The organism is Bacteroidales bacterium (genome assembly GCA_012517825.1).
Classification (GTDB): Bacteria; Bacteroidota; Bacteroidia; order Bacteroidales; family JAAYUG01; genus JAAYUG01.
The window spans coordinates 14,829-40,367 of the sequence record JAAYUG010000089.1; the positions used below are offsets into that span (position 1 = coordinate 14,829).

Genomic DNA, 25,539 nt, shown 5'->3' on the forward strand with positions numbered 1-25,539 from the left:
GATTCAAATTAACCCTGGTCTGCCATGAAAAAAATCGTTCAGTTCCTGTTACGAGTCCTTCCGGCAGGTTTTCTGCTGGTTGGCGCGGGAGGGTGCATTAAGGATACAATTGACCTCGAACATTTTTCAGACCGGTTTGAACTGACACCCGGAATTGCTCTTCCCCTTGGATATGGCTCCCTTGGAATGGATGACCTGATTGCCCGTTTTGATTCGACAGGATTTGTCAAAAAAGATGCATCAGGCTTGCTGGAGCTCAGCTACAATTCTCAGCTTCTTTCTCTCAAGGCATCTGATGTTGTCAGTATTCCTGACCAGCATTTTGATCAGTTTTTTGTTCGTTCCGAAATAGCACTGCCTACAATAACTGACAGTGTTGTGCTGAACAAATCAAAGGATTACGCATTCAGTCTTCAGCCCGATGAGCGGATTGACAGTATTATCCTGAAAGCGGGAAATTTTCATTTCAGTATTCAGTCCACTTTTCGGCATACCGGAAGGCTGGTTGTCTCCTCGTCTTATATTTTGAAAAACGGGAAAGCCTGGAAAGAAGAATTTTACATTGGCAATACCTCAGGGACCTACCAGGGAGAATTTGACCGCAGTCTGAGCGGTCTTGCGCTTCATCTGCTTCACCGGAACGACAGTACATTGCTTCCTTTGAATTTTTCGCTGACCCTTTACTCGGATGATGGGCAACCCTTGCAGTCCAGTGACCAGGTGACCATTGATCTGGGTTTGCTGAACATTGGTTTCAGGCTGATTTATGGCAATATTGGCTATAAAGAATTCCTGGCGCAACAAAGCAGTATATTGGTCAATTTGTTTGAGAAATCAGAAATAGGAGGTACAATCGAGTTTGAAGACCCCAGATTTACAGTTCAGATTGATAATGCTTATGGTATGCCTATTCTGATGGAGTTTACGAATGTTTATTCTTCTTCGGAGCGGCAGAATATTACTGTACCGATTTCGTTCCCTCCGGAAGAAAATCCCGTTCAGATTAATTATCCGGCTTTAAATGAAATTGGGCTTTCAAAGCAAACCTTGTTTACGTTTGAAAATTCAAACCCTCCGTTCAGAGATGTAATGCAGACGGAACCCAATAAAATCCATTTTACTACCAGGGCTTATACGGATATTTCAAAAGCAGGCAGCATGAATTTTGTTCTTGATACCAGCCGGTTTACAGCCTCAGTAAATGTGGTACTGCCGGTCTGGTTGCGGGCGGGTGAATTTGTGCTGAGGGATACCATTGATTTTGATTTTCAGAACATGCTGGGCGAAAAGGAAAGAAGCCTGATTGATACACTCGTTTTATATCTGGAGGTCAATAACGGATTGCCGCTGAACGTAGGTGTTCAGCTTGCCTTTGTTGATGCTTCGTACCAGGTGCTTGACAGCTTATTTGATTCTAACAGCCTGCCTCAGGTACCTTCAGGTAAGCTTTCGGCCGATTATACAGTTGATCAGCAAACCGGAAAAACATTAAAGAAAACCTATGCCGGAATTGGAAAGGATAAAATTAAACGGATCGAAAATGCCCGGTATGCTATTGTAAGTGCCGAATTGAATACTACCGATTTTCAGACAAATCCTTCGCTCAAGGTGAAATTTTATGATTATTATAAGCTGGATTTTAAACTTGCCGCAAAGGCCCTGCTGAGAATCAATAATGACAACATTCCCTAACCGGTAATAAAATGGTTTCCATGGACAATATGCGCCGATTACTCATTATGGCTGTTGCGCTGCTGAGTGTTTCCCATGCGGGTGCACAATACAGCAATACCATGTATTTCATGAAGGGTTTGCCCCAGGTTCATATTCTGAATCCTGCCTATCAGCCGGGATGCCGTTTTTATATCGGGTTCCCAGGGCTTTCACCTCTGCAGGTTTCACTTGACAACAATGCCCTTGCACCGCACGATGTTCTTTTTTATAATCCCACGCTGGATTCTACCATTCTTTTTCTGCATCCTGAGGCAGACAAAGAAAAATTTCTGTCGAATTTTCTGGAGAAGAAGAATTACCTGAATACCGACGTAAGCGCCGGAATTTTTTCCTTTGGGTTCAGGACAGGGAAAATGTATTTCACTTTTGACCTGAGTGAAAAGGCGTTTGTGCGGTTCAATTATCCAAAAGATCTGCCTTCCCTGCCGGTCTATTTCTCACTTGACAGGGAAGGAAACCCGCGGGATTTTGACCTGAGCTCCCTGGCTGTTAATGCTTCAGTTTACAGTGAAATTGCCCTTGGCGTTTCCCGTTCCTTTCTGGAAGGGAAGCTTAACGCCGGTATCAAAGGAAAAATATTGCTGGGCCAGGGAAATCTGTATACCCGGAACTCATCAATTACAGTGAAAACCAGTTTCGAGGATAACTGGCTGATTAACTCCGATTTCGGAGCATACGGAAGCATTCCTTTTTCAGATATTCCCTCTGACAGTGCGGGAAAATTTGATTTTGGCAACATGTCGTTTACCAACCCTAAGGCCAGTGACTTTACCGATGTTTTTCTTCGTAAGCCGAATCCTGGCTTTGCCTTTGACCTGGGCCTGGAATATTCTCCCGTTAAACTGATAACCTTATCAGTTAGTCTGCTGGATGTAGGTTTTATCCGGTGGAAAAATTATACCTACAACATGACGCAGAATACTTCTTATGCATTCAAGGGTGTTGACATGAGCGGGTTTGTATCAGGAGAAGACACATCGGATTTCGGCCAGGCATTGCTGGATACTCTTAAGAATTCATTCGCTTTCAGTTATTTAAGAAATCCTTATACTACCCGGTTGCCGATGCACCTTATGGGCGGGGCTACGCTGAATCTAACGAAGGGGATTTCTTTGGGAATAATGGACCATTTGGAAATTTTTCAGAAGCAGGTCATCAATGAGATAACCGTGTCGGCGAACCTGAGGGCGGGAAGATTTTTCGGTACAACAGTCAATTATTCGTTACTGAATAACGAATACCATGATCTGGGTTTTGGTTTGATGTTCAAGCCCGGCCCGTTCCAGTGGTATATGCTTTTTGACCATATTCCGCTAACATTTGATAAGGAGAAAAACTGGGGGATTCCTGTTCCGATGTATGCTAAAGCATTCAGCTTCAGAATCGGATTGAATCTTGTCTTTGGTTGCAACCCCAAAAAAGCCTTGACCAGGGATATCCCTCTTGTTGAATAAGGCGAGGCATTCACAACCGAGGTTAGTGAAATTTGTACTACCTTTGCCTCACAAATTCGTATCGGATGCTGAGGTTACTGCTGAAATTTTTTCTTTATTTCATTCTCTTTTACTATTTGTACCGCATTATTGACCGAGCGTTGTTTGGTGACAGAAAAGAAGCCGAACGGCTGAGAAAACAACAGCAGAAAGAATGGGAGAAATTTTACCGGACATATAAGAAAAAGGAAGGTACAGTTATCATTGATACCTCTGCCCGCCCCGCAAAGAAGATCCGGAAAGACGAAGGAGAATACGTTGACTACGAAGAAGTGAAATAAGCCCTCACTCCCTATCCGAGCTCTGCAATAACCGAAAGGCGTTTTTCGTCAGTAATAGAAATTTCTTTTCCGTTTATTCGTATAATCCCATCTTTTCTGAATTCGGAGAGAATACGGATTACATTTTCCGGGGTCATTTCGATAAATTCGGCGATTTCCTTGCGTGAAACCGGAAGTTCAAATGTGTTGTTTTTATATACCGAGCGGGCAAAGTAAAGGAGGACGAAAGCTATACGACCGCGAAGGTTTTTCCGGCTGATTTCAAGGGTGGTATTAATGATTTCATCCGTCATCCGGCTCATTTTTCTGAGAAGGTCAAAGGCAAAATTCCCGTTTTTTTTCACCATTTCCTTCACCGTTTCAAAATTTACATAACAAACAGTAGTATCTTCCAGAGCCGCTACAGAATACTGAAAATATCTGTCGCTGAAGATGCTGAGAAGATTGATGAAATCGAGTGGTCCGGCTATTTTGATGATCTGATTTTTCCCGTTGTCAAGATGTTTATACAGTTTTACAAGACCGGTTTTCAGGTAACTGAATTCCTTAATTTCTGCCCCTTGTTCAATAATCGTTTCCCCTTTCTTGTAGTTACGCTCTTTACGGGTATCACACAGAAGAGCAAATTCCTTTTCAGAAACATTCTGGAAAAACAGGGCTTTTAATTCGCAATTTTCACAGTTACACCCGGTCATACATTTTGGTTTATGGGTATGATAAATATCATATTATGATAGTTATCATGCTCATTATAAACAATTGTTCCAATGGCAGGGTTTACTTTTGTTACAAAAATAACAGAAACTGTAATCAAAATAATTAATCACTAAAAGTATGAAAAAATTGCTGATTCTTGGTGCCGGTACAGGAGGGACCATCATGGCCAATAAGATGAGGAAAGCTCTTCCGAGGGAGGAATGGGAAATAACCGTTGTTGATCAGGAAAAAACGCATTACTACCAACCCGGTTTTCTTTTTATTCCTTTTGGAATTTACAAAAAAGAGGATGTAATCAAGCCGAAGAATGATTTTATTCCGTATGGGGTGAACCTTATATTTTCGGAAATTGATCGCATTGCACCTGACGAAAACAAAGTATTCCTGAAAGAAGGAACTGTGCTGGGGTATGATTACCTGATCATAGCAACGGGTTCACGGACTGTTCCTGAAGAAACGCCCGGCCTAAAGGGGGAACTCTGGCACAAGCGGATTTTTGATTTTTACAATATTGAAGGCGCGCTGGCTTTGCAGGATTTTTTCAAACGCTGTGAGGGAGGCAATCTGGTTGTCAACATTGCAGAACTTCCTTTTAAGTGTCCGGTTGCTCCTCTTGAATTTGTCATGTACGCCGATTCATTTTTCACAAAGAGAGGAATGCGCAGCAAGGTTAATATTTATTATGTGACACCAATGTCGGGCGCATTTACCAAACCCAGGGCTTCCAAAGTACTGGGGGGCATGCTCGAAGAAAAAAACATCCACATTGTGCCTGACTTTTACATCAGTGAGGTTGATAATGAAAGGAAGACAATAAAAGACTATGGAGGGCAGGAAGTGCCTTTTGACTGCCTGGTTACCATTCCGGTGCATATGGGATCAGAAGCCATCATACGTAGTGGAATGGGCGACGATCTTGGGTTTGTGCCTACTGATCCCTATACACTTCGTTCAAAACAGTTTGAGAATGTTTTTGTTATAGGTGATGCTTCGGATATTCCTACTTCAAAAGCCGGATCTGTTGTACATTTTTCGTCTGATGTAGTTTTTGAAAATCTGATGTGCGCCATTGAGAACCGTGCGTTTACAGCTAAATTCGACGGGCATTCCAATTGCTATATTGAAACCGGTGATGGCAAGGGTGCCTTGATTGATTTCAATTATGAAACGGAACCGCTGCCGGGTTACTATCCGTTTCCCGGTGTTGGTCCTTTTTCCCTTCTTAAGGAAACACGGATGAATCATTACGGGAAACTCATTTTCCGTTGGATTTACTGGCACCTTCTTCTGAAGGGCAAAGAGATGCCAATCAGCAATGAGATGTCGATGGCCGGAAAAATTATCGGATAATACAATGAAAATGGAAACCATGAATACACTTCCGGTTGAACAACAACTTGCCGAGATGAACAGCAAGTTGGATTTTCTGATGGAAGAAATGCTGCATCAGCGGCGCAGAAGGCAGGAAACAGAGGACCTGATGCAGGACATTTCCTTGATCGGAAAGGATTTATCGGCAACAGCGGTTGAAAAACTCGATAAAGCCGGGATCGCAATTGATTATGATCAGTTGACAGGTTTTGGCATCAGGCTGTTACGTAATATTGAGACATTCAGCCGACTGCTGGATCTTGTTGAAAGTGCCGATGACCTGCTTCGGGATGTTGGTCCTATTCTTCATCAGGCAGGGCTTGATGCCATTAATAAACTGCATGAGCTTGAAGCCAAAGGCTATTTTGAATTTATGAGGGAACTTATGGCATTGATCGATAAGATTGTAACCAATTTTTCGGCCAAAGACCTTCATGATCTTTCAGAAAATATTCTTCCCCTTCTTGAAACCATGAAGAATCTTCCTCAACCCGGAGTCACCGGAGCTCTGAATCAAGCCCTGAAGGCTTACGGAAACACTGTCGGGCAAAAGGAGATTCCCCGGTATTCGCTCTGGAAGTTAATAAGGGAGCTGAATTCACCCGAGATGAAAAAGGCAATTGGCTTTACCATCACGTTTATGAAACAGATGGCAGCAGAAACAGATAAACAATCAATGTAATAACGTAAAAACCAAAAAATTATGGCAACAAAAACCTATGCTGGTAAAACAGTAGAAGTAACTGAAGAAGGATACTTTAAAAATCCTTCTGACTGGACCCGTGAAATGGCGGCTGAAATTGCCCGTGAAGAGGGTATCGAGCAGCTTACCGATAAACATTATGCCGTACTTGAGTATATCAGGTCGAAAGTTATGGCCGGCGAACAACTGACCATCCGGGCGATGAACAAATCGGGGGTGGTTGACATCAAGCAGTTTTATGAATTGTTTCCCGGTGCACCTCTTAAAAAGGCAACGAAGATTGCCGGAGTGCCCAAACCAACAAGTTGTGTTTAACCTATAAATCAATATAATATGGCTGAAAAATCAGATAAACTTAAGAAAGTCTGCATAATATGTGCCAAAGGGACAATTGAGGACGTATATGCAGCACTGGTACTGGCCAATGGCGCAGTGATGGAAGGAATTGAGGCAAAAATGTTCTTTACCTTCTTCGGGCTTGATGCTATTACCAAGAACCGCATGGATAAACTGCATACAGCAGTAGTCGGAAATCCTGCACTTCGCATGCCGGGAGGCCTTCCTTTTCCAACCCTGCTTGGAATCATTCCCGGTGTTGAAGCCGGCGTTTCGGCCATGATGAAAAGCCAGATGGAAAAGCTGGATATTCCCCCCGTCAGTGAATTTTTTGACATGATTACCGCAGGTGGAGGGGAAGTTTATGCATGCAAGCTGGCTATGGATATGTTCAAGTTGACAAAGGAAGACCTTTCCGACCATGTAAAGGGGGTTCTGACGGTAGGTGAATTTTATGAGTTAGCCGGTGGAGAGGGTTCCCAGATAATTTTTGTTTAAAAATCGAATGGATCTGATTAAAGGGGATGCCGCGACATCCCCTTTTTCTTTTGAGCAAGGCCGAAGCTATTTTGTCATATAATCTCGGATGCGTTTAGCCATATTGGAAGCGAAAATAAAATCGCTGAGTTCTTTATTGTCAGCGTCGAGAATATCATCTTTTGAGCCTTCCCACATTTTGAATCCATTATGGATAAAAACTACTTTTTCTCCGATCTCCATAACGGAATTCATGTCGTGGGTGTTAATAATGGTAGTGATATTGAATTCCTTGGTGATTTCGCTGATCAGATTGTCAATCAGGATAGCGGTCTGGGGGTCGAGGCCTGAATTGGGTTCGTCGCAGAACAGATATTTGGGATTCAGAGCAATGGCCCTGGCAATGGCTACCCGTTTGCGCATACCTCCGCTTAGTTCAGCGGGATAAAGCTGGTTTTTGTTGATTATGTCCACCCGCTTCAGGCAGAAGTTTGCACGCTCACGTTTTTGCTCGAGAGTCCATTCAGTGAACATATCCATCGGAAACATGACATTTTCTTCAACCGTAGCCGAATCGAACAATGCTGCCCCCTGAAAAAGCATACCAAATTCCTTCCTGATTTCCTTTTTTTCATGGAATGACATTCTGGTGAAGTCGCGTCCATCAAAGAAAATGCTTCCGGAATCGATGGGATGGAGACCGACAATGGATTTCAGCAGGACAGTTTTTCCGGAACCGCTCCTGCCAATAATCAGGTTGGTTTTTCCGGGTTCAAAGACAACCGAGAAGTCCCTGATAACCGGGATTCCGTCGAATGATTTATTTACACTTTTCAGTTCGATCATTTTGCCAGCATTATCTGGGTAATAAGAAGATTGGCGAGCAGAATAAAAATACTGCTGAACACTACACCCTTTGTACTGGCTTTTCCCACTTCCAATGCGCCGCCTTCAACATAATATCCATAAAAGGAAGGAATTGTGGTTATAATAAAGGCAAAAACTACTGTTTTCACGAGAGCATACGTAATATAAAAAGGAATAAACCAGTACTGGATGCCGTATATATAATCCGAAGGGCTTAGGGCCCCTGTAAAAACACAGGCGAGATATCCACCGACAATACCTGTAAACATACTGATCAGGGTGAGAAACGGGTTAATGAACATCGCTCCGATTACCTTTGGTAAAACCAGGTAACAGGCTGAATTAACACCCATGATTTCCAGGGCATCAATTTGTTCTGTAATGCGCATTGTACCTATTTCCGAGCCAATATTGGAACCGACTTTGCCTGCCAGGATCAGCCCTACCATGGTTGATGAAAATTCAAGGAGCATGGTATCGCGCGCAGTAAGCCCGATAAGATACAACGGAATCAGTGGGTTTTCCAGATTATATCGGGTTTGAAGAGTAACAACAGCCCCCATGAACACCGAAATAATGATGACAATACCTACCGAATCAATTCCCAGCTTTTCAATTTCTTTCAGGGTTTGCTGGAAATAAATCTTCGATTTTTCCGGACGGGAAAACACCTTATATATAAACAGGCAGTATTTTCCGAAAAGTTCCAGGGACTTCATTTCTGCATGTTTTGGTCAAAAGTACAAATAATTTGGTATTGAAATCAATCTCCTGCCGGTACTATATTTTTCCTATTTTTGCAGCGTTTTATACTGAAAACAAATTCTCCACTTCATGAACAAGAACCAGTATTGCGTAATTATGGCCGGAGGAATAGGAGTACGATTCTGGCCTTTAAGCAGAGAAGCTCGTCCGAAGCAGTTTCTTGATATTCTTGGAACCGGGCGTACGTTTCTTCAGGAGACCTATGACAGGTTTTCGAAGATCATTCCAGCCGGGAATATATATATAGTAACCAATAAGATTTATAAACAACTGGTCAGAGAGCAGGTTCCGGAGGTAGCAGAAGATCATATTTTGCTGGAACCTTTGCGAAAGAATACTGCTCCCTGTGTGGCGTATGCAAGTTACCGGATTCGGACGGAAAATCCGGATGCCATCATGGTAGTAGCCCCTTCTGACCACCTGATAACAAGGGAAGAGGAATTCCTGCGTACAGTGCAGCAAGGACTCGAATTTGCGGCGGGAAATGATGCACTTCTCACATTGGGAATAAAACCCAGCAGGCCGGAGACAGGCTATGGCTACATTCAGGTTAATGGCAATGATAATGGTACTGCATTGCAGCGTGCAGGAATAAGGAAAGTAAAAACCTTTACCGAGAAGCCCAATGCCGAACTGGCAAGGGTATTTTATGAAAGCGGTGAGTTTTTCTGGAATGCCGGTATTTTTTTGTGGTCGGTAAAGTCAATCATTCAGGCCTTCGAAAAATACCTGCCGGAAGTCAGCGTCCTTTTTGAAGAAGGGAACAATGTGTATGGAACCAATACGGAAGAAAACTTCATAGAGGGTGTTTATCCTCAGTGCAGAAGCATCTCGGTTGATTATGCCATTATGGAAAAGGCTGACAATGTATATGTTCTCTGTTCCGACTTCGGCTGGTCTGATATTGGAACCTGGGGTTCCCTCCATGAGCACCAGGAAAAGGATGAGATGGGGAACTCGGTTAAAGGAGACAGTGTGTTTGGTTACAATATCAGTGACTGCATCATTAATCTTCCGCAGGGGAAGTTGGCTGTTATTGAAGGGTTGCAGGGTTACATCGTGGTGGAATCGGATGGCATTTTACTGATATGCCGCAAAAGCCAGGAACAGGAAATCAGGCAGTTTGTCAATGATGTAAAGCTTCGTAAAGGAGATGAATATATGTAAGAAATAATAATATGGTTGTTGGAAGGAGTCAATTAATAGTATCCTTATCTGGTGTCCAAAAAATGAAAAACGGTTGACTATATGCCAACCGTTTTCTATTATTCACAGAAGCAAATTTTTAGTATTCCCAGAGGTCGTGTTCGAAGTTGAATATAAAGTTCTTTATTCTTTCTGATTCATAAAGAGCATCAACTCCACGTGCATACGAGCTTATCAGACGGTTGTTGTAGACATTGGTTTCCCGGTAGATATAGCTGTCGAAGCGGCGTTGCATGAAAAGGTCATCAAAAGATACATTCTGTGCGTCATTATGCCGGTTAAATACTTCGTGGCTGGCAAGGAGATTGCGGGCGTCGGGATAATAGACCCAGAACAGGGGAATGGTCCTGTAATCGCCTGTCGGATTGCCCTGCTCGTCGAGTCGGGGTGTAATGGATACCGGACAGATGCCAATAATGCGAACCTGAAGGGTGCTGTAGTTCTTGTCAAAGAACCATTTTTCCTTGATGTTGATCTGCTTGACATTCTGGATGAGGTCATTCCTGGTGATTTTGGAAACTTTCTTCACCATCTGACCGGGGTTATCAGGGTCTTCCACAAGGATGGTATCCATGCGTACACCAAGGCGCTTGTCAACCTCTTCCTTGGTGGTTTCCATTTTGAACTCATTGTTTTCATCATAGGGGTCATATACCTTCAAGCCTTCATAATCCATACCCCACAGCAGAAGGTTGACAAGGTTCATTCTGTTCCCTATTGTCTGTAAGGGATAATAGAGATTCAGATTCATTTTCTGGCGGAGGTCAATGGTTCTCCAGACGATTTTTGACCACATAACATCCGCTTCCCTGGTGTAAGGATAGGGAATAGGCTTTTTGTTAGGTATGTGAATCTTATCGTACACTTCCTTTTTGAGATCCTGGGCTTTCGCTGCATTCTGAGCTGCGACCACAAACGTCAAACCAAGGAATATGGCAACAATGCTTCTCATAGGTTAAATTATTTTTAAAGTGATTGATCCTAAATCGCGGGTACTGCCATCGGGCAGTGATGCTTTAATGTCTTCAAAATATACCTTGGAGCCTTTTCCGAGGCGTTCGAGTATATTAAGCTGTTCCTGGGTAAATTTATTGGAGTTGGAAGTAGCTTCCATGTCGAACTGGCCAACCTTTGCCGAAACTTTAAAGCTAACGACTTTTACTATTGCTTCGAATTCAAAATTTTCCATTTCAGCTATAACTCCTGATTGGGCGAGCAAAGTAGAACGGGCAATATTTCCTCCCCGCAATCCACCAACTTTAGGAACGGGTGAAGGCAACATTTTTACGCGGAATTCCTTGTAGCCGAAATCTCTTTTCTGATTCCCGCCCATATCGGCTGTAACCCGTATCTGGGCAGAACCGGCCCTTTCAGGATTTACGATATACTGGTTACCGGAGATTTTTCGTATGCGTCCGTTATTGATGGTAGCAGTTACCTTATCGGCAGCCACGCCGGAAACCGATATTTCAACCGGGTTATCAAGACCCATGTAAAATACGTTCATTTTGGTAGGCGAAACGGTCATGGAAGGTTCCTCAACGATATATTCCGATTCAAACGGGCGTTTGATATCAGGACCACCGGAAGGAGACTTCAGTACAATCAGTCCGCCCCATTTTTTATTTCCTACTGTGGTTCCGGGCACTTTGTAAACTCCAACACCCTTATCAACAGGAAGTTGCTGGCTGGGACCCGTCATTTCATAGTCAATTGTACCATCCTCGCGCACAACTTTTTTGTAGCTACCCACCAGGATGGTTGGATCCTGCGTACTGTCGGATGCTGCAATAAATACTTTGGCTTCGTAATTATTTCCGCGAACAATGTAGTTTGAATTCGGGATGACGATAGCTTCCAGCTTGTTGAACTTAAAGGCTCCGGCATCAATTTCATTGTAAAGGTAGCGGAGAATTTCGGTTTCAGCATTTCGGACATTGTTCTGCAAAGCCGACAGGATTGTAACAACTGCAATCAGCGGGATATGTTCAAAGTGTTCCGATTCCCATGATTCGGTTTTTCCTTCCTTGGGCGGGGGATCTTTTGTATCGAGAGCTTTTTCTATAGCTGCTCTTACATTGGGTGCATCATCCTTGACCATTCCCAGCAGAATATTGCGGAAGTTATCAATTTGTGCCTTGAGGGGTTTCGCTTCACCGTTATTATTGGTGCCCACCATGATCTGGGCCGGCTTGTCAGTATTATCTTTCGCTTGGATTTTATCGGTGTAAATTTCCCCGTCCTTGCCAATAGCGGGAGCATCTTTTCCGTCACCGAGCTGAATGATTTTAATTTTCAGGTCCTGCATTTTGTTATACAGGTCGTTGGCCAGTTGTTTTACCTGGTTGGCTTTTTCAAGCCAGGGACCAGCCTTGACCGGGTTTTCTGCTGCCGCTCTTTCAAACTGGTCATAAATTACGGCATTCTTCTCGTAGAAGTTGACATTGGTTTTCGACAATCCTTCATCTACCAGGGCAAAAGCATTAAGAACGTCTTTGGAGACGTTAAGGGCGAGTAAGGCAGTAAGGACCAGGTACATCATCCCGATCATCTTCTGTCTTGGTGTTTCTTTGCCGTGTGCCATTTTACTTGAGAACTATTAGATTTAGGGCAGATGTTGGTTTATTTTTTACTAACAACATTCATGGCAGAAAGCATATTGCCATAAATATTGTTCAGGGTAGCGATGTTTTCGCTCAATCTTGCCATTTCCTCCCTGTACTTCTTTGTTTCCTCCACGGATTCCTTGAGGTTTTTCATCATGGAACCCAGTTCTCCGAACACTTGTTGATTTTCCTTAATGTGCTGGTCTGTTTCCTTCAGCTGGAGTTCATAGACAGCATTCAGGGCAGCAAGGTTTTTATTGAGGGTTTCGAGCTGGCTTGAATATCCTTTACCCCCGTTATTAATACTTTCCTGATAAGCGGCAATGGACTGTGTGAGTTTTTCATAAGTACCTGCCAGGTTTTCTCCGGAACGTGCGATGTGATTTGAAATTTCCTGGCCTGATCTGGCAACAGCTTCAGCTGTCTGCTGATATGACTGGCTGAGGAGGTTGACCGATTCCTGCAGTGTTTGAGTATTTGTAGTATAATTGACCGCCATATTGCTCAAGGCCTGGGCAGCAGATTTAAAGTTGCTGACATATTCATTGGTTGCTACGGAAGCATCTGTAATTTCAGAGATCTTGGCTGCAGTAGCATTAATTTTATGCAGGCCTTCGCTAAGTTTGTTAAAATCCTCGGCTGAGATACTGCTCTGGCTGACGATCTGGTCAAATCGTTCGAGCACGGAACCTGCCCTGCCGGCAGTAAGGGCTTCCCGATAGTTTTCCATTTCATCAGGATCGGTCATTCCGGCCAGTTCAGGGTATACGAGCGTCCAGTCGAGTTCTTCGTGAAGTGGTTCGAAAGCAGAGAAGAAGAAGATGATTGCTTCCGTACTCAATCCAAGGGTTATCATAACACCTGCTCCAGGCCAGTGCTGAATTTTGAACATGGCGCCGATAATTACCACCGAAGCTCCGATACCATAGAGCTTGGCCATAAAGTTTTTCCAGCCGGTTGACTGGACGAGGTCGGTTAAGCTGAAGGCCATAGTATTAAGTTTACAGGTTTTTCAACAGGTTTATTTATTGCTGCCAAGATACGTTCTCACACAACGGAAACCGATGTATGATTTGGCGGTATCCTGGTATTCATATGAACGTGTGCCGCACTGGAGATAGTATGCAATGTCTTTCCAGGATCCTCCGCGAATCACTTTACGTTTCATGGAAGGAGGATCATCGGGTTTGGCATTGTATTTATAATCCGGGTTCAGGTCGTGGGTAAAGATATAGGCAGATTCATCGTACGCATTGGCAGTCCATTCAGCTACGTTACCAGCCATATCGTAGAGGCCCCATTCGTTGGGTTCAAAGGAACCGACTTTCATTGTGGTAACACCGCCGTCGTCGGAATAATTTCCACGGAGGGGTTTGAAGTTGGCGAGGAAGCATCCCTTATAGTTGCGGGTATACATACCTCCCCAGGGATACATGGAAAGGTCAAGTCCTCCGCGGGCGGCATATTCCCATTCTGATTCGGTGGGCAGGCGGTAATCATGGACAAAATAACGGCCATCTTTCTGAAGGGCATCATTCAGGTATTTTGTTCTCCAGATGCAGAAAGCGGTGGCCTGCTTCCAGGTTACTCCAACAACGGGGTAGTTATCGTAGGCCGGATGCCAGAAGTACATAGTAGTCATAGGTTCATTGTACGAATAGGTAAAATCGGCAACCCAGCAGAGGGTATCAGGGTACACATTGATAACATCCCTGAAGACGAAGGCAGAACGGTTTGTGATATCCACTTTCTGTCCTTCAGGATTGGTAACCTGGCCCTGGTATTGTTTTGTCTGGAAATTGTAGCGGTTATTCTTATTGGCCGCCTGCTGAAGGTCAATCCAGTAATATTCGTACATCAGTTTGCGGGTATCAAGCTCTTTGCGGCCGAAGAAACGTTCGTTCGGCTGAAGGTAAAGCTCCTGAAGAATGTTATTGACTTCTTCGTCTTTGTAATCGATTTTGGTTTCCCAGTTCAGGTATGGAGGATCAATCGGGTTTCCGAAGGCATCTTCGGAAATGGCGAAATCCTCAATCTGGGCGGCCAGCATGCGGCGGATGATGGAATCGCGGACCCAGTAAACGAATTGGCGGTATTCGTTATTGGTAATTTCGGTTTCATCCATCCAGAAAGCTTCAACGGTAACCGTTTTGGAAGTAACGTTTTCGGCCCAGGGTACATCCTGGTCACTGGGGCCCATATTGAAGCTTCCCTGAGGAATAAATACCATTCCGTAAGGATCGGGTTCAAAGTATTTTTCCCTGCCGGGAACTCCTGTAAGTTCACCATTGTCAGATCCTCCGCAACTGGTGATAAGCACTAAGATAACTGTCAGGCCAATGATCTTTTTCATAACACGTCAGGTATTATTCTTTGGTTGTTATTTTCTTTATTACAATATAGTTTCTGCAAAATTGATATAAAAGTAAAAAAAAATTATAAAAATCGAACGCTTTTAAATTTCTGAGGAGATTTTTCCACTTTCATGCGGAAACAATAGGCTACACTGAATTCATGGGAACCGCTGTTGTATTTCCGCAGATCGGTCATGGAGAAATCATAGGAATACGTAACCCGTATACCGTTAAAAATCTCCAGTCCCAGCATGCCGATGAGGGCATCGCCCATACGGTATGCAACTCCACCCCAGAATTTCTGATTATACACAATATTTGTGTTTAATGTTACCTGTGAGTTTTTTGCATCTGAAGCTACCAGGGCTGAGGGTTGAATCTCAAAGGCAGGATTCGGCAATTGCATTTTGTACCCTGCCATGAGATAATAGTGCATGCGGGATTGGGTAGTGGCCTGGTCAAAATTCATTTTTGAACTCACAAGGTGTTTTACGGAAAAACCGGCAAAAAGGTTATCAGTTTCGTAAAAAGTACCCAGGCCCATATCAAAACCAAAGGCACTCTCTCCATCCTTGGGGATAGCATTATCTCCTTCGGTTTGCACAGGAGGTTTCCATTGTGCCCCGTTAAGAGCTTTGTTCAGCAAACCCGCATTGATTCCGATACCGAGTTTTCCTTCGCCGAGAGTTATATGGTAGGCATAGGCCAGGGCGATAGCAAGGTCTTTATCGAAGCCGATGTTATCGCTCATAAGGTTAACGCCAATGCCGCCGGGAATTCCGAATGGCCGGAAAGGAGTATTGGCATGGAAAACGGTTGTCTGTGGCGCTCCGTCAATACCAACCCATTGTTGCCTTGTATCAAGCCCAAGGCAGATCATATTGCTGATACCGGCAAATCCCGGGTTAAATGTCATTTTATTGAACATATATTGGCTGAAAATAGGATCCTGCTGTGCATGCAGTATTCCATTCACAGCCAGCAGAAAAATCAGTGTACCGGAGAGCCTTTTCATAATATAATCCGGGGGTAAACTGTTCCGGTTTAATTTGAAAACAGTAAAATAAGTAAAATTATTGTATACCTCCAAATATTATTAACAATTAGATGTTGATAACCTGAGGCCTGAAAAGGGAAAAGGTGTTTATAAAGAAATGAATATCAATAAAAAACGCAACTAAGATTTTCTGAAAATTCTCCATAATCTGTCTGTAATCTGGTGGTTGCAGGCTGCTTCATAATCCTCCTTGCCACAGGAATATACCAGGGGTTTCTTATCGGCAGATTCCGGGGGAACTTCAATCCACCAGCGTTCCGTGGTAAGGCTTTGGTAGAATGTGAGGTCGGTGGGTATTTCTTCGTTGGCGACAATATATTTTCTGAATTTTTCGGGTTGTTCAAGAGGATTTTCATAGAGGTTCTGGGAGAGCCCTTCCAGAAAATACCATATGGTCTGGGCTGCCAGTTGAGCCGTAACATTGAACGGGTCGTGGTCAGGAAGTATATCAAAAACGCCAAATACGGAAGTTTTTCCTCCCAGTCCTGCGTATCGTGCCAGCTGGCATAATTCTTCCCCATATAATCCGTTGGCGCAGGGTATTAAGGTGCCCGGCGCGTCGGCGTAGCGTACAGCGTTCATATCAATGCTTACCAGATCAGCATCGCGCAGCAGCGGTTCGGAACGGCTAATGTCTTCGCGGAGTTGACCAAGGCGAAGCGGGTCCATATAAAGCTTCTCGAGGATATCGATGGCTGATTTGTCGGTGAGGTATTGCTGAAAGCCTAATAAAGTAGACTGGTGAAGAATTTTGGCTTTTTCCTGAACGATGGTTCGCAGGAAGCTAAAGGAATGGGCTGATTTATCAGGTGAGGGAAGCAGATCAGGACGGTTGTCAATAACCAGCAGGGAGCAGGGCCGGCGTAGTTTTTTGTAGGCTCTGAACAGAGGAACGGTCAGATCCTGGCTTCCGCCCAGTACAACAATGGTAAGGTTTTTCTGAAGAAGATCAACAGCCACGTCTGTGAGTCCGGCATAGGTGTCATTTACAGTCTGTCCTCTTTTGATGTTTCCCAGGTCAATAATTTTAATGTTTCTGGGGATCCGTGCCGTTTGGTAGAGAGCTTCCCTGATTTTGTCGGGAGCCATGGCAAAACCGGAAGCAGGACTGTTTCTTGCCTCGGGAACTCCCAGCAATGCAACCCGGTAATCTGCAAGGTCGCCGGCTTTTGCTCCGGCTGTGTGGACCTTAATATTGGCAGAGAAGGTATAATCCCTTGGCAGAAATTCCAGCAGAGGCTTATCAAGGCTGACCGGATCAAAATAGTCGGGGAACAGCTTCATGGTTTGTTATGATTTTTTTCTACGAACGGTTTTGCGGGGAGTTTTTTCCTTATTCCCGATGATGGCAATGCATTCATCGAGAGTGAGTTCAGCGGGATTTTTCGTTTTGGGAATCCGGTAGTTTTCGTTGTTAAATGCAATGTACGGGCCATAGCGTCCGTTAAGAATGCGCAATCCGGGTTTTTCAGGAAATTCCTTGATCAGTTTATTCTGATCCTTTTGTTTTTTTTCTTCGATAATTTCGATGGCTCTTTCAAGGGTAACCGTTAACGGATTATCGGTATTTCTGTTGAGCGAGTAAAATTTCTTGTCGTGAAGGATGTAGGGGCCGAATCGTCCGATTCCGACTGTGACTTCCGATTTCATGTATGTGCCAAGTTTTCTCGGGAACCGGAACATAGCGAGAGCATCTTCAAGGGTGACAGAATCCATGCTTTGTCCTTTGACCAGGCTAGCAAACCGAGGTTTTCCGTCGTTGGCATCTCCGATCTGGACCATGGGGCCGAAACGGCCGATTTTAACAAAGACAGGTTTGCCGGTTTCGGGGTCGGTTCCGAGCAGCCGTTCTCCTTTTGATTTTTCCTTGCTGGTAAGGGTTTCTTCTACCTTTTTGTGGAACGAACTGTAGAATTTGCGGATCATTTTTGTCCATTCGAGCTGGCCTTCGGCAATGAGGTCAAATTCTTTTTCGACGGTAGCTGTGAAGTTATAGTCGAGGATATCCTGGAAGTTTTGCACCAGGAAGTCGTTAACGATCATTCCGATATCGGTGGGGAAGAGTTTGGCTTTTTCGGCGCCGGTGATCTCTGTTTTAATCTGTTCAGTGATTTTGTTTTTTGACAGGGAAATCACCATATAATCGCGGGGTTTTCCGGGGCGGTCTTCCTTGACTACATACCCACGTTGCTGGATGGTAGAGATAGTGGGTGCATAGGTTGAAGGCCGGCCAATTCCAAGTTCCTCCAGTTTTTTTACCAGGCTTGCTTCGGTATAGCGGGGAGGATGGTAGGTAAATTTCTGCACGGCATTGACTGACTGAAGCAGGGCGTCCTGGTTTTGCCGGAGCGGAGGAAGAAAGTTCCCTTTCTTTTCTTCTCCTTCCTCGTCTTCCGATTCCCTGTACACTTTCAGGAAACCGTCAAATTTAATGACTTCCCCGGTAGCAATAAAGTGTTCATCAATTCCCGGAGCTTCAATTACGGCGGTGGTTTTTTCGATGAGGGCATCGCTCATCTGGGAGGCGAGGGTTCTCTTGCGGATGAGGTCATAGAGTTTTTTTTCAGCGGCCGATCCGGTAATTGTTTCCTTTTCAATGTAGGTAGGCCGGATTGCCTCGTGTGCTTCCTGTGCCCCTTTGGTTTTTGTTTTGTACTGTCTTGGTTGGGAGTATTCGGCACCGAATTCGCTGGCAATAACCTTTTTGCTGACGTTCAGGGCAAGGTCAGAAAGGTTCACTGAATCGGTACGCATGTAAGTAATTTTTCCTGCCTCATAGAGTTTCTGGGCGAGGGTCATAGTTTGGGAAACTGAGAATCCGAGTTTTCTGGAGGCTTCCTGTTGCAGGGTGGAGGTAGTAAAAGGCGGTGGAGGAGATTTTCGTGAGGGTTTTGTTGTAACTTCGGTTATCCGGAATGCTGCGTTTTTGCATTTTTCCAGAAACTTTCGTGTTTCCTCAGCTGATTGAAATCTGACTGACAATTCAGCAGGGAATGTTTCCGCTGATCCTTTGGGATCTTTGACTTCAAAAAGGGCTGTAACCTTGAAGTAGGAGACAGACTGGAACGCATTGATTTCCCTTTCTCTTTCAACGAGAAGCCTCACAGCAACTGACTGGACGCGGCCGGCTGAAAGAGCAGGCTTAATTTTCTTCCAGAGGATAGGGGAAAGTTCAAAACCTACCAGGCGGTCGAGAATACGGCGGGCCTGCTGGGCATTAACCAGATTGAGATCAATGTTCCGCGGTTTTTTAATGGCATTGAGGATAGCATCTTTGGTTATTTCATTGAAGACAATCCGGCGGGTTTGAGCGTCGTTCAGCTGAAGAACTTCGGCAAGGTGCCAGGCAATAGCTTCTCCTTCCCGGTCTTCGTCTGAAGCAAGCCATACCAGTTTTGCTTCCTTTACAAGTTTTTTCAGTTCAGCTACAACCTTTTTCTTGTCATCGGAAATAACATATTCGGGTTTGAAATTATGTTCAATGTCGATGCCGAGATTTTTTTTGGAAAGGTCACGAATGTGTCCGAAGCTTGATTTTACAAGGAAATCTTTTCCGAGAAATTTTTCAATGGTTTTGGCTTTGGCGGGTGACTCTACAATAACGAGGTTTTCCTGCATACCGATATATTAATATATGTTAACGACCCGCAAAGTTGAAAATTTTAAATCAAATAATTGCTATTTTTGGCCCAACCTTCAAATTTATGCAAGCTGACGGGCAAAAGCAGAGACTTTATCTTCGTATTTTCTGGATTGCGTTTGCTACTCCTTTTGTTTTCCTGGCATTGATCTTTTATCTGATCATCCAGGGCCGGCTGGGCTTTATGCCTTCATTTGCCGATCTTGAGAATCCGCGCAGCAATCTGGCTTCGGAAGTTATCAGCGAGGATGGTCAGTTGCTGGGCAAGTTTTACGTTGAGAACAGGAGTTTTATCAATTTTGATGAGCTGACGCCCGTTCTCGAAAAAGCGTTGCTTGCTACGGAGGACATACGTTTTTACCGCCATGCCGGAATTGATATCAGAGGTTTGGCGCGGGTGATGGTGAGGACGATTCTTCTGGGAGAGAAGACTTCTGGCGGGGGCAGCACGATTACCCAGCAGCTGGCCAAAAACCTGTTTCCGCGCGATACGGCTGATTATCATTGGGCTGTAGCCCGTAAATGGGCTCTGGTGAAATCCAAATTCAAGGAATGGGTCATAGCTGTAAGGCTGGAGAGGAACTATACCAAGAAGGAAATACTGGTCATGTACTTAAACACTGTTCCTTTCGGGCACCAGTCGTACGGAATCAAATCAGCGGCCAAAACCTATTTTAATACAAGTCCTGATTCGTTGAAGGTGGAACAGGCGGCTCTTCTGATAGGCCTTCTGAAGGGACAGACCAAATTCAGTCCGATTCTCAATCCGGAAAAGGCGTTATTCAGAAGGAATATTGTTCTTTCCCAGATGAACAAATACGGTTTTCTTACTGATCATGAACTGGATTCTCTTATTGCCCTCCCGATAGAGTTGCATTATAATGTTCAGGATCATACAGAGGGATATGGAACGTATTTCAGGGAGTATCTGCGGCAGATCATGAGTGCGACGGAACCCAAAAGGGAGGCATTCCGGAATCCTCTCAGCTATTCTGAAGACTCTGCCAGATGGGCTTCCGATCCGTTGTATGGATGGTGCAATAAACATTTTAAGCCGAACGGAGAACCGTACGATTTGTACCGGGATGGGCTGAAGATTTATACGACCATTAACTTTACCATGCAAAAGTATGCTGAAGAAGCTGTCAGGGAGCATATCGGAAGCTATCTTCAGCCGGCATTCTGGAAAGAAAAAAAGGGACGGAAGAATGCTCCTTTTGCGAAGGAACTGCAGTCAAAGGAAATTGAAAGTATTCTTACCAGTTCGATGGTTCGTTCTGACCGCTACCGTACAATGTGGAGAAGCGGGGTTTCACCTGATTCGATCCGGAAGGCTTTTCATACTCCTGTTCCTATGAGGGTTTTTTCGTGGGATGGAGAACGGGACACTGTGATGACCCCCTGGGACTCCATACGCTACTATAAGTTTTTTCTTCATGCGGGCCTTTTGTCGGTTGATCCTTTGACCGGATATGTAAAGGCATATGTAGGAGGGGTAAACTTCAAGCATTTTAAGTATGATCATGTGATGGTAGGGAGGAGGCAGGTGGGATCGACCATCAAGCCTTTTATATATACCCTGGCCATGATGGAAGGGCTTTCACCCTGCCAGCAGGTTCCCAACCGGCCGGTTTCCTTTGTGATTGGAGATACCGTTTGGACACCAAAAAACTCAGGACCTTCGAAGTATGACGGTAAGATGGTTACCCTGAAATGGGGCCTGGCCAATTCGGTCAATTATATTTCGGCCTGGCTGATGAAGCAGTATAATCCGCAGGCGGTGGTGGATATTATGCGAAAAATGGGTGTCAAAAGTCCTATAGACCCGGTTCCCTCTCTGGTGCTGGGAACCTCCGATATCACCCTGTATGAAATGGTTGGAGCTTACGGAACTTATCCCAACAAAGGAGTATATATCAAACCCCTTTTTGTAACCAGGATTGAAGATAAAAACGGCAATGTTCTGTCAACCTTTCAGCCCGAATCCGTAGAGGCGATTCCGGAAAACATAGCCTATCTTATGGTGCAGATGCTCAGGGGAGTTGTTGATCACGGCACGGCTGTCAGGTTACGATTCCGTTATAATTTTACCAATCAGATTGCAGGAAAAACGGGAACCACCCAGAACCATTCCGATGGCTGGTTCTGCGGGTTCACTCCTAATCTTGTAACGGGAGTATGGGTAGGGGGCGAGGAACGTTCCATTCACTTTGATGAAATCAGTATGGGCCAGGGGGCCAACATGGCGCTTCCCATCTGGGCAATTTATATGAAAAAGATTCTTGAAAACAAGAGTCTTGGTGTTTATGACGCTGATTTTGAGGCTCCTGCAGGCTTTCATGTCTCGATAGACTGTGGAGAGAAGTATGTGCCTCCGGCGGAAGGGGAAGATAGTTTTGAGTAATTTCAAACGATTGACAGCGAATCAATCAGGTTTTTCAGGTAGTCACTTTCGGGTTTTTTCCAGAGGGCATCGGTGTAGCCGGCATCGGTTATTATTCCGTTACGAAGAACGATGATGCGCGGGGCCATATATTTTACCACGGCCAGATCATGCGAAATAAAGAGGTAGGATAGGCCCAGTTCATCTTTCAGATCGCTGAGCAGGTTGAGGATTTGTGCCTGAATGGATACATCAAGGGACGCCACGCATTCGTCACATATAACCAGGTCGGGATTCAGGATAAGAGCACGGGCAATAGCTATCCGTTGCCGCTGACCGCCGGAAAATTCATGCGGATATTTTGGGAGGGCTGTTTCAGGCAGTCTGACCTGATCAAGCATTTGTTTCACTTTTTTCGTGCGCTCCTCCCTTGGCAAGGTTTCATGGACCAACAGAGGTTCCTCCAGAATCATCTGTACAGTATGTCTTGGATTCAGCGAGGAGTAAGGGTCCTGAAAGATAATCTGCATTTTCTTCCTCACATTGGCGGGCATTTTTCTGTTTTTCGCATGAAGGGGCAGGCCGTTAAAATGTATTTCTCCGGAAACATTGGGTATCAGGCCGAGAATGCTTCGGGCGAGGGTTGTTTTTCCGGAACCTGATTCTCCGATGATGCCGAGGGTTTCGTTTTTCAACAGGCGGAAGGAAACATCCTGCAGGGCGGGATAAATATGTTTGCCCCAGGGAAACTTGTCCCTTTCATACCAGGCTTGGAGATTTTTTACTTCGAGAAGGATATGGTTTCCGGCATTTTGCTCAGTTATGTTTTCTGCCAGATTACCATGTGCCGTATTGAAGGAGGGAGAATGTCTGGTTTTTTCCGGCAGGCCAAGCCGGTGAGGACGATAATCAAGCGGAGGAATTGATCTGATAAGAATTTGTGAAGGTTCAGTTTCTGGATTCTGCAAAATATGCGCAGTATTGCCTGCTTCGATAATTTCGCCGTTATGCATGATAACGATTTTGGGAGCTATGTCTTTGAGGATACGCAGATCGTGCGATATGAAGATCAGGCTCATGTTCCGGCTGGTGCAGAGATTTCTCAGAAGTTCTATTACGGCTTTCTGCAGGGAAACGTCGAGAGCGGTGGTTGGTTCATCGGCAATGAGCAGTTGAGGGTTTCCTGCCACAGCCATGGCAATCATAACCCGTTGCCGCTGTCCGCCTGAAAGCTGGAAGGGATAACTTATGCTGATTCTTTCAGGTTCCGGTATGCCGGTTTCATAAAGAAGGCGAAGACATTGCCCGTGCAGATCCTCTGATGGAATATTTCCGCAGGCACGCAATGCCTCTCTGATCTGAAATCCGCAGGTCAGGGAAGGATTCAGGGATGTCATGGGGTCCTGAAAGACAATACCGATCTGTTTTCCTCTGATTTTTCTCCAGTCTTTTTCAGGAAGCCGGCATAGATCCAAACGATGATTTCCGGTTGCCTGGAACCAGATGTTGCCTGAGAGGACCCGGAAAGGAGGAGGCAGTAATCCAAGAACAGAGAGGGCCGTTAACGATTTTCCGCTTCCTGATTCACCTGCAATTCCCAGGGTTTCCCCTTTAAGAAGCCGGAAAGAAATATCCTTTACTACCCTGGTTTCACCCGGAGACAAAGTTCCAATGGTCAGATGGTTCACATCCAGAAGGACATTGTTATCCATGAGGTGTTTGTTTGCGGATGACTATTACCCTGTTTCCCTGAATTTCGACTTTCCAGTAGGCAGGGTGAACCACCCGTGATGCCGTTCGGTAAAAAAGGCGGGTACGAACACTGGATGGTTTGTTTTTCTCCGTTTCCCTGAATTCTCCGTTGAATTCAAAATATTCGGTAAGCGGGTGCTGAAGAAAAAAGCGCCGGACGATTTCAATTACGGTGGCGATTATGCGGAAAGCCTCGTTTTCGTGGGTCATGGCGTATTCATTTTCGAACGATTCGTTCAGAACGCCGAAGTTGATCACAAATCCGAAATAATTGTCTCTTTTTCGTCCAAACTGCACTTCGTAAAGCAGTCCGCTTTGTGTGCTGAAATGATAGATTTCTCCTGAAGGAATAGCGGGATCCTCAATCCGGAAGACGGGCACTCCGGGTTTATAATCGGGGTGAAGGAGGGGAATACCGGCATGTGAGGAAGGCATGGTTCAGTGATTAAACAATCGTCCGATGAGCTGGTCAATTCGTTCCAGCCGCACGACTTCCAGGTCTTTGACAAGAGAGGAGGGTATTTTTGCGTGGCGTGAAATGTAAATTCCTGAGAATCCGAGTTTTCTGGCTTCGGCAATTCGCTGTTCGAGGCGGGTTACTGGTCGGATTTCTCCTGAAAGGCCTACTTCACCGGCGAAGCACAGATTGGTGGGGATGGGGATATCGGCTCCGGAAGAAAGGATGGATGCTATCACAGCGAGGTCGATAGCAGGATCATCAACGCGGATACCTCCGGCAATGTTCAGAAACACATCTTTGGCCAGCAGTTTGAAACCGGCCCGTTTTTCAAGAACAGCCAGAAGCATGTGCAGGCGGCGAATGTCAAAACCAGTGGTACTGCGTTGCGGTGTGCCGTAGGTAGCTGTACTGACCAGGGCCTGGGTTTCGATCAGAAAAGGTCGGAGGCCTTCGATGGTGGCAGCTACCGCCACACCGGAAAGGTTTTCCTGATGAAGTCCAAGAAGAATCTCTGACGGATTAAGAACCTCCTTAAGGCCTTTCTGATCCATTTCGAAGATGCCGATTTCGGAAGTTGAACCGAAACGGTTTTTGGCGGCCCTCAGAATCCGGTACAGGTGCTGTGTATCACCTTCGAACTGAAGCACAACATCTACAATATGTTCCAGAACCTTGGGCCCTGCAATGGTACCGTCTTTGGTGATGTGGCCTATCAGCAGGATGGGAACGGAATTTTCTTTTGCATAGCGGAGCAGCGACTGGGCACATTCTCTGATTTGCGCCACACTCCCTGCGCTGCTTTCAATGCGTTCGGTAAAAAGGGTCTGGATGGAATCGATAATGACCAGTGCAGGATTGATCTGGCTGAACTGTTCGAGAATATTTTCGAGACAGGTTTCACTCAGAACAAACAGATGTTCGTTTTTATTTTCCAGACGTTCTGCTCTCAGCCGGATCTGCTGCAAGCTTTCCTCTCCGGTAACATAGAGTACGGTGCGATCTTTCTGCTGGAGGGCAAGTTGAAGGGCAAGGGTTGATTTCCCAATACCCGGTTCACCGCCGAGCAGGATGACCGAACCGGGGACAATTCCTCCTCCGAGCACCCTGTTGAGTTCCTGGCTGTGGGTATCATTTCGGGGAGATTCATCCAGACGTATTTCGGAAATCCGGCGGGCAGGCTGATGGCTTAATGAAGAGCCGGTGCCGGTTTGTTTCCCTGATGAAACGGTTTCCTCAACATAGGTATTCCATTCATGGCAGACCGGGCAGCGGCCAATCCATTTAGGAGCTTCGGCGCCACAATTCTGACAAACATATACTGTCCGCTGTTTGGACAT

Annotated in this window: 22 protein-coding genes; 9 read left to right on the forward strand and 13 right to left on the reverse strand. The window is 45.1% G+C overall.

Annotated elements, in window-relative coordinates:
* Positions 1-24 precede the first annotated feature (24 nt).
* The 3 genes from GX419_05775 (at position 25) to GX419_05785 (ending at position 3,508) form a co-directional block, all read left to right on the forward strand.
* Positions 25-1,692, forward strand: a complete 1,668-nt coding sequence (locus GX419_05775; protein NLI24194.1) for a hypothetical protein — start codon at positions 25-27, stop codon at positions 1,690-1,692.
* Positions 1,693-1,712: 20 nt separating this feature from the next.
* On the forward strand, positions 1,713-3,188 hold the full coding sequence (locus GX419_05780) for a conjugal transfer protein TraF (protein ID NLI24195.1): 1,476 nt from the start codon (positions 1,713-1,715) through the stop codon (positions 3,186-3,188).
* A 65-nt stretch (positions 3,189-3,253) separates the two neighbouring features.
* A complete protein-coding gene (locus tag GX419_05785) occupies positions 3,254-3,508 on the forward strand; it encodes a DUF4834 family protein (protein NLI24196.1) in 255 nt (84 codons plus the stop codon).
* Between the two features lie 11 nt (positions 3,509-3,519).
* Here GX419_05785 and GX419_05790 read toward each other — a convergent pair whose 3' ends face one another.
* A complete protein-coding gene (locus tag GX419_05790; protein ID NLI24197.1) occupies positions 3,520-4,203 on the reverse strand; it encodes a Crp/Fnr family transcriptional regulator in 684 nt (227 codons plus the stop codon).
* A gap of 139 nt (positions 4,204-4,342) precedes the next feature.
* Between GX419_05790 and GX419_05795 the strand changes: the two genes are divergently transcribed.
* Genes GX419_05795 through GX419_05810 form a run of 4 tightly spaced genes read left to right on the forward strand, consistent with a single transcriptional unit; the run spans position 4,343 to position 7,133 of the window.
* The gene (locus GX419_05795) at positions 4,343-5,575 is read left to right on the forward strand and encodes an NAD(P)/FAD-dependent oxidoreductase (GenBank protein NLI24198.1); all 1,233 of its coding nucleotides are present in this window, start codon (positions 4,343-4,345) and stop codon (positions 5,573-5,575) included.
* Between the two features lie 19 nt (positions 5,576-5,594).
* Positions 5,595-6,278: a DUF1641 domain-containing protein gene (locus tag GX419_05800; protein NLI24199.1), complete on the forward strand. Its 684-nt coding sequence runs from the start codon at positions 5,595-5,597 to the stop codon at positions 6,276-6,278.
* 21 nt (positions 6,279-6,299) lie between these two features.
* Positions 6,300-6,614, forward strand: a complete 315-nt coding sequence (locus GX419_05805; protein NLI24200.1) for a TusE/DsrC/DsvC family sulfur relay protein — start codon at positions 6,300-6,302, stop codon at positions 6,612-6,614.
* A gap of 18 nt (positions 6,615-6,632) precedes the next feature.
* Positions 6,633-7,133 (forward strand): hypothetical protein, encoded by a 501-nt coding sequence (locus GX419_05810; protein ID NLI24201.1) that lies wholly within the window; start codon positions 6,633-6,635, stop codon positions 7,131-7,133.
* Positions 7,134-7,199: 66 nt separating this feature from the next.
* Here GX419_05810 and GX419_05815 read toward each other — a convergent pair whose 3' ends face one another.
* Positions 7,200-7,958, reverse strand: a complete 759-nt coding sequence (locus GX419_05815) for an ATP-binding cassette domain-containing protein (protein ID NLI24202.1) — start codon at positions 7,956-7,958, stop codon at positions 7,200-7,202.
* Positions 7,955-8,698, reverse strand: coding sequence for an ABC transporter permease (locus tag GX419_05820; protein NLI24203.1), 744 nt, complete (start codon positions 8,696-8,698; stop codon positions 7,955-7,957). The genes GX419_05815 and GX419_05820 overlap by 4 nt, the downstream gene beginning before the upstream one ends.
* A gap of 115 nt (positions 8,699-8,813) precedes the next feature.
* On the opposite strand from GX419_05820, the gene GX419_05825 reads away from it, so the two are divergent.
* The gene (locus GX419_05825) at positions 8,814-9,911 is read left to right on the forward strand and encodes a mannose-1-phosphate guanylyltransferase (protein NLI24204.1); all 1,098 of its coding nucleotides are present in this window, start codon (positions 8,814-8,816) and stop codon (positions 9,909-9,911) included.
* 118 nt (positions 9,912-10,029) lie between these two features.
* Here GX419_05825 and gldN read toward each other — a convergent pair whose 3' ends face one another.
* From gldN to topA, 7 genes are all read right to left on the reverse strand, one after another.
* Positions 10,030-10,902 carry a gliding motility protein GldN gene (gldN, locus tag GX419_05830; GenBank protein ID NLI24205.1) on the reverse strand — a complete coding sequence of 291 codons (873 nt, stop codon included), beginning with the start codon at positions 10,900-10,902 and terminating at the stop codon, positions 10,030-10,032.
* 3 nt (positions 10,903-10,905) lie between these two features.
* Positions 10,906-12,534, reverse strand: coding sequence for a gliding motility protein GldM (gldM, locus tag GX419_05835; protein NLI24206.1), 1,629 nt, complete (start codon positions 12,532-12,534; stop codon positions 10,906-10,908).
* A gap of 38 nt (positions 12,535-12,572) precedes the next feature.
* Positions 12,573-13,547 carry a gliding motility protein GldL gene (gldL, locus tag GX419_05840; protein ID NLI24207.1) on the reverse strand — a complete coding sequence of 325 codons (975 nt, stop codon included), beginning with the start codon at positions 13,545-13,547 and terminating at the stop codon, positions 12,573-12,575.
* Between the two features lie 30 nt (positions 13,548-13,577).
* Positions 13,578-14,909 (reverse strand): SUMF1/EgtB/PvdO family nonheme iron enzyme, encoded by a 1,332-nt coding sequence (locus GX419_05845; GenBank protein NLI24208.1) that lies wholly within the window; start codon positions 14,907-14,909, stop codon positions 13,578-13,580.
* A gap of 83 nt (positions 14,910-14,992) precedes the next feature.
* Complete coding sequence (locus tag GX419_05850) at positions 14,993-15,925, reverse strand: type IX secretion system membrane protein PorP/SprF (GenBank protein NLI24209.1); 933 nt, start codon at positions 15,923-15,925, stop codon at positions 14,993-14,995.
* 162 nt (positions 15,926-16,087) lie between these two features.
* Entirely contained in the window at positions 16,088-17,251 is a 1,164-nt protein-coding gene (locus tag GX419_05855; GenBank protein NLI24210.1) for a formimidoylglutamase, read from the reverse strand.
* 6 nt (positions 17,252-17,257) lie between these two features.
* The gene (gene topA, locus GX419_05860; protein NLI24211.1) at positions 17,258-19,585 is read right to left on the reverse strand and encodes a type I DNA topoisomerase; all 2,328 of its coding nucleotides are present in this window, start codon (positions 19,583-19,585) and stop codon (positions 17,258-17,260) included.
* 86 nt (positions 19,586-19,671) lie between these two features.
* Here topA and GX419_05865 point away from each other — a divergent pair, with 86 nt between their 5' ends.
* Entirely contained in the window at positions 19,672-22,011 is a 2,340-nt protein-coding gene (locus GX419_05865) for a penicillin-binding protein (GenBank protein NLI24212.1), read from the forward strand.
* A gap of 2 nt (positions 22,012-22,013) precedes the next feature.
* On the opposite strand, the gene GX419_05870 is transcribed toward GX419_05865, so the two are convergent.
* The 3 genes from GX419_05870 to radA are packed head-to-tail and all read right to left on the reverse strand — an operon-like array spanning position 22,014 to position 25,539.
* On the reverse strand, positions 22,014-23,702 hold the full coding sequence (locus GX419_05870) for an ABC transporter ATP-binding protein (GenBank protein NLI24213.1): 1,689 nt from the start codon (positions 23,700-23,702) through the stop codon (positions 22,014-22,016).
* Positions 23,695-24,177 (reverse strand): hypothetical protein, encoded by a 483-nt coding sequence (locus GX419_05875; GenBank protein NLI24214.1) that lies wholly within the window; start codon positions 24,175-24,177, stop codon positions 23,695-23,697. Before GX419_05875 ends, GX419_05870 begins: the two co-directional genes overlap by 8 nt.
* Before the next feature lie 3 nt (positions 24,178-24,180).
* Positions 24,181-25,539, reverse strand: coding sequence for a DNA repair protein RadA (gene radA / locus GX419_05880; protein NLI24215.1), 1,359 nt, complete (start codon positions 25,537-25,539; stop codon positions 24,181-24,183).

What these genes read in the sequence shown, in the direction of transcription:
- GX419_05775 (NLI24194.1), top strand. Translation starts at nt 25, where the DNA reads ATGAAAAAAATCGTTCAGTTCCTGTTACGAGTCCTTCCGGCAGGTTTT.
- GX419_05780 (NLI24195.1), top strand. Translation starts at nt 1,713, where the DNA reads ATGGACAATATGCGCCGATTACTCATTATGGCTGTTGCGCTGCTGAGT.
- GX419_05785 (NLI24196.1), top strand. Translation starts at nt 3,254, where the DNA reads ATGCTGAGGTTACTGCTGAAATTTTTTCTTTATTTCATTCTCTTTTAC.
- GX419_05790 (NLI24197.1), bottom strand. Translation starts at nt 4,203, where the DNA reads ATGACCGGGTGTAACTGTGAAAATTGCGAATTAAAAGCCCTGTTTTTC.
- GX419_05795 (NLI24198.1), top strand. Translation starts at nt 4,343, where the DNA reads ATGAAAAAATTGCTGATTCTTGGTGCCGGTACAGGAGGGACCATCATG.
- GX419_05800 (NLI24199.1), top strand. Translation starts at nt 5,595, where the DNA reads ATGAATACACTTCCGGTTGAACAACAACTTGCCGAGATGAACAGCAAG.
- GX419_05805 (NLI24200.1), top strand. Translation starts at nt 6,300, where the DNA reads ATGGCAACAAAAACCTATGCTGGTAAAACAGTAGAAGTAACTGAAGAA.
- GX419_05810 (NLI24201.1), top strand. Translation starts at nt 6,633, where the DNA reads ATGGCTGAAAAATCAGATAAACTTAAGAAAGTCTGCATAATATGTGCC.
- GX419_05815 (NLI24202.1), bottom strand. Translation starts at nt 7,958, where the DNA reads ATGATCGAACTGAAAAGTGTAAATAAATCATTCGACGGAATCCCGGTT.
- GX419_05820 (NLI24203.1), bottom strand. Translation starts at nt 8,698, where the DNA reads ATGAAGTCCCTGGAACTTTTCGGAAAATACTGCCTGTTTATATATAAG.
- GX419_05825 (NLI24204.1), top strand. Translation starts at nt 8,814, where the DNA reads ATGAACAAGAACCAGTATTGCGTAATTATGGCCGGAGGAATAGGAGTA.
- gldN (NLI24205.1), bottom strand. Translation starts at nt 10,902, where the DNA reads ATGAGAAGCATTGTTGCCATATTCCTTGGTTTGACGTTTGTGGTCGCA.
- gldM (NLI24206.1), bottom strand. Translation starts at nt 12,534, where the DNA reads ATGGCACACGGCAAAGAAACACCAAGACAGAAGATGATCGGGATGATG.
- gldL (NLI24207.1), bottom strand. Translation starts at nt 13,547, where the DNA reads ATGGCCTTCAGCTTAACCGACCTCGTCCAGTCAACCGGCTGGAAAAAC.
- GX419_05845 (NLI24208.1), bottom strand. Translation starts at nt 14,909, where the DNA reads ATGAAAAAGATCATTGGCCTGACAGTTATCTTAGTGCTTATCACCAGT.
- GX419_05850 (NLI24209.1), bottom strand. Translation starts at nt 15,925, where the DNA reads ATGAAAAGGCTCTCCGGTACACTGATTTTTCTGCTGGCTGTGAATGGA.
- GX419_05855 (NLI24210.1), bottom strand. Translation starts at nt 17,251, where the DNA reads ATGAAGCTGTTCCCCGACTATTTTGATCCGGTCAGCCTTGATAAGCCT.
- topA (NLI24211.1), bottom strand. Translation starts at nt 19,585, where the DNA reads ATGCAGGAAAACCTCGTTATTGTAGAGTCACCCGCCAAAGCCAAAACC.
- GX419_05865 (NLI24212.1), top strand. Translation starts at nt 19,672, where the DNA reads ATGCAAGCTGACGGGCAAAAGCAGAGACTTTATCTTCGTATTTTCTGG.
- GX419_05870 (NLI24213.1), bottom strand. Translation starts at nt 23,702, where the DNA reads ATGGATAACAATGTCCTTCTGGATGTGAACCATCTGACCATTGGAACT.
- GX419_05875 (NLI24214.1), bottom strand. Translation starts at nt 24,177, where the DNA reads ATGCCTTCCTCACATGCCGGTATTCCCCTCCTTCACCCCGATTATAAA.
- radA (NLI24215.1), bottom strand. Translation starts at nt 25,539, where the DNA reads ATGTCCAAACAGCGGACAGTATATGTTTGTCAGAATTGTGGCGCCGAA.